Origin of the sequence: Rhizobacter sp. (assembly GCF_031412075.1) — a bacterium.
Classification (GTDB): Bacteria; Pseudomonadota; Gammaproteobacteria; order Burkholderiales; family Burkholderiaceae_C; genus Rhizobacter.
This window is the reverse complement of sequence record NZ_JANOCG010000538.1, coordinates 1-3,263: the sequence shown is the minus strand read 5'-3', so window position 1 is coordinate 3,263 and position 3,263 is coordinate 1. Positions and strand designations below refer to the sequence as shown.

The following is a 3,263-nucleotide window of genomic DNA, read 5'->3' as shown; positions in this document are numbered from 1 at the left end:
ACGGTGCCCAATTGCGCTCGCGCAGTACCTTGAAACCCTGGAACAAGCCGCAGTCCAGCAAGATGCGTTGGCCGCCGATTTCCACCAGATGCTTCGACCCGGTGACGGTGTCGGCGGCACCGAGGAACGTGAGCTTCATGGTGTTCGCGGGCTTCAAGCCGTTGACCGGCACGAGGTTCTTCATGGGTCCAGTTCCTGCAGAAAAAGAACAACGTGCACGGTGCGTTAGAACCAGCCTAGCGCTTGGGCACCACCGCCAGCGCCGGCTCCCCCGGCCCCAGCTTGCCGTCGGCGCGCGCCGACAGGTAGGCAAACAGATCCAGCACATGCGGATTCACTTGGGGGTCTGCTCTCCACGCGGGCATGACGATCTGGCCGCGTGCACCCCGCTCGCGGCGCATGATTTGTTCGAGCATGGCTTCGCGCCCGGCGGTGCGATCCTGCGGATGGGCTTCGTCGTCCAGCAAGACGATGCGATAGCTCGTCAGGACCTTGGTCGCGAAGGCACGCGGCGTGAGCGTCTTGATGCGCTCCACCAGGTTCGGCGCGAGGTCGGTGCCCACCGCGCCGACGCCGTGACAGCCATAACACGTGGAGTGAAACAGCTGCCAACCGGTGTAGGTGCCACGATCGACCTTGCCCTGCACGACGCGGTAGTCACCGGGCATGGGTTCATCGGTCGGTTGTGCCGCCAGCGGCAGTGTGATCAACGCTGCGCACAGCACAGCCCACCCCGGCGAACGGCGAGGCGATGAGCGGTTGTTTGTGTTCACCATGTGCGGTCTGGAGTTGTTGAGTTCTGTGCCATCTTGAGCTGCTGTTGCCGGTGCGCTTTGAGCCAGATCAACGGACGGTGCTGCCGGCTTGCAAGTCAGCGCACAAGACCGTCAAGTCATTTGACCAACAACACCGGCACGTCGCAGTCGGCAACCACCCGCTGTGCCACGCTGCCCATCAGCACCCGCCCGAGCAGCCCGTAGCCATGGGTGCCCATCACGATCATGTGGGCCTTCTCACGCCGGGTAGCCTCGACAATCTCGGCGGCGGGCGAGCCAACCACCCATTCGCAGCGGTAACGTATGGGGTGCCGGTCAAGGAACACCTTGATGGGCCATTGGTTTTCCTTGATATGACATGCGCCACTGTGCTGCGGCACCGTGTCTATGCGGGCAGGCCGCACACAGCTCATGCACACGTCCCATTCATCGCCGCCGGGTACGAGATCGGGCGACGCAGGTTTGCCGCCGGGTTTGCGGCAGACCATCTCTCTCAATCCACCACAAGCAACTCGTTGACCACGCGATCGATGCCGGGAGCCGACCATGCGGCGCCTTGTGCTGCGGCGCGTTCGGTCCATGAATCAACCGCGCCGCGCAAGGTGGCTGTGGAACCGCTCACCATCACCTCGATCTTCTTTGCCTCGCGTTAGGCGTGTCGTGTCAGCGCATCCCGAATGCGCCCGGAGATGTTGCACGGCGTCACATGCGCTTTCAGCGTGATGCTGTTGCTCACCCCGACGATGGCGACAGCCTTCACGCCTTCGACAAACTGCACAGCGCGCTCAATGGCGAACTTTTCTGCAAAGGTCTCCAGATGGCCAGAGAGCGTCACCACGCCACTCTTGACGGCCACACCCACATTCGTCGCTGTGATGGATGGGTCCCACTCCAGTTCGTTGGTGACATCCGCTTTCAGTTGTGCATCGGTCTTCATGTTGATCCCTTCGAGGGTAGGCACTTGATAAAGCCGAGCACGCTGCGCATTCGGGCCGCCAAGCGTGAAGCCATGGTCATCCGGTCAAACCGCGCGAGCTTTGAGCGGGCGCAAGCTTCGTGCTGGTCACACGTCCGCATCGACTACTGCAACGCAGGCCCGTGATCGAGGCGATCTCCCTGGCTCGCGCAGGTGGGGCTGTTTAGCTTCCTGCGGTGCCAAATCGTTTGATCGACATCAAGCCCGTCGGTACCCTGGCGCCTACGATGAGGTAAATCTGCCGCCAACCCACCAGCAAAGCGAGCCATGGAGTTCAAAGACTATTACGCGGCTCTTGGCGTTGAGCGCACCGCCACTCGAGATGACATCAAGCGTGCCTACCGCAAGCTGGCCCGCAAGTACCACCCCGACGTGAGCAAGGAGCCCGATGCCGAGGCCCGCTTCAAGGAGGTGGCCGAAGCGCACGAGGCCTTGCACGACCCGGAGAAGCGCGCGGCCTATGACGACATGGGCAAGCGCCATGAGCGCGGGCAGCAGTTCCAGCCACCACCCGATTGGGGCAACGGCTACGAGTTCAGCGGGCGCGATGCAGGCCCGGGTGCAGACGGCAGAGACTTCAGCGAGTTTTTCTCTTCGCTGTTCGGCCGCCATGCGGGCGCAGCAGGTGCCGCTCGCGCTGCGGGCCCCGCACAAGACCACCACGCCAAGGTCACGATCTCGCTCGAAGATGCCTACCAGGGCGCGCGCCGCACCTTGTCGCTGCGCATGCCGGTGGCAGCGGTTGACGGAAGCATGTCACTGCGCGAGCACCGGATCGAAGTCGCCATCCCGAAAGGTGTGCGTGCCGGCCAGCATTTGCGCCTGGCCGGCCAGGGTGGGCCGGGTCATGGCGGCGCTCCCGCTGGCGACCTGTATCTTGAAATTGCGTTCGAGCCGCACCCGCGCTTTCGCGTCGATGGGCGCGACGTGTACGTCGACCTGCCTGTCTCTCCGTGGGAGGCTGCGCTCGGGGCGGAGCCCGAACTCGTCACGCCCGCAGGCACTGTCGGTCTGACGGTGCCTGCGGGCTCGGCCGCCGGGCAAAAGCTGAGGCTCAAGGGCCGCGGCTTGCCCGGCAATCCAGCAGGCGACCTCTACGCGGTGTTGAAGATGGTGCTGCCAGCCGCCGACACGCCTGCCGCTCGCAGCGCGTTCGAGCAGATGGCGACCGCGTTTTCCGACTTCAACCCCCGCGCGGGGCAAGCTCAGGGGTAACCGACCATGCGCGACTCTTCCTTCTCCCTCATCGCCACCGAAGTCGCCGTCGCAGTCGAAGACGAATGCGTGCTCAGCCTGCCTGAGTTGTGTCGTGCGTGCCGTGTTTCGCCGCAAGACGTCGCAAGCTGGGTCGACGAAGCCATCATCGAACCTGAGCACCGCGACACGAGCGAATGGCTGTTCGGCGCCGACTCGCTCAAGCGCGCGCTGGCCGCTGCGCGGCTCTCAAGAGACCTTCAGGTGTCGCCGCACGACCTGGGCTTGGTTCTTGACCTGATCGACGAGATCGACCG

At 64.0% G+C, this 3,263-nt stretch carries 6 protein-coding genes and 1 pseudogene; 2 read left to right on the top strand and 5 right to left on the bottom strand.

From position 1 onward, the window contains the following. The 5 genes and pseudogenes from RMO40_RS20165 to RMO40_RS25545 form a co-directional block, all read right to left on the bottom strand. Positions 1–139, bottom strand: a pseudogene (locus RMO40_RS20165) (MBL fold metallo-hydrolase); the annotation flags it as partial. A gap of 97 nt (positions 140–236) precedes the next feature. Further along, a complete protein-coding gene (locus RMO40_RS20160) occupies positions 237–710 on the bottom strand; it encodes a cytochrome c (protein ID WP_309725191.1) in 474 nt (157 codons plus the stop codon). Between the two features lie 182 nt (positions 711–892). Next, entirely contained in the window at positions 893–1,264 is a 372-nt protein-coding gene (locus tag RMO40_RS20155) for a universal stress protein (protein ID WP_309725188.1), read from the bottom strand. Between the two features lie 5 nt (positions 1,265–1,269). Continuing rightward, positions 1,270–1,410, bottom strand: a complete 141-nt coding sequence (locus tag RMO40_RS25550; protein ID WP_489660205.1) for a BON domain-containing protein — start codon at positions 1,408–1,410, stop codon at positions 1,270–1,272. A 15-nt stretch (positions 1,411–1,425) separates the two neighbouring features. Next, on the bottom strand, positions 1,426–1,713 hold the full coding sequence (locus tag RMO40_RS25545) for a BON domain-containing protein (RefSeq protein WP_489660204.1): 288 nt from the start codon (positions 1,711–1,713) through the stop codon (positions 1,426–1,428). Positions 1,714–2,019: 306 nt separating this feature from the next. Between RMO40_RS25545 and RMO40_RS20145 the strand changes: the two genes are divergently transcribed. Beyond that, positions 2,020–2,967: a DnaJ C-terminal domain-containing protein gene (locus tag RMO40_RS20145; protein ID WP_309725186.1), complete on the top strand. Its 948-nt coding sequence runs from the start codon at positions 2,020–2,022 to the stop codon at positions 2,965–2,967. 6 nt (positions 2,968–2,973) lie between these two features. Continuing rightward, positions 2,974–3,263, top strand: a 290-nt coding sequence (locus RMO40_RS20140) for a chaperone modulator CbpM (RefSeq protein ID WP_309725183.1), incomplete at its 3' end; no start/stop codon positions are given.

Coding starts and splice junctions, on each gene's coding strand:
- RMO40_RS20155 (WP_309725188.1), bottom strand. CDS start 1,264: ATGGTCTGCCGCAAACCCGGCGGCAAACCTGCGTCGCCCGATCTCGTA.
- RMO40_RS25545 (WP_489660204.1), bottom strand. CDS start 1,713: ATGAAGACCGATGCACAACTGAAAGCGGATGTCACCAACGAACTGGAG.
- RMO40_RS20145 (WP_309725186.1), top strand. CDS start 2,020: ATGGAGTTCAAAGACTATTACGCGGCTCTTGGCGTTGAGCGCACCGCC.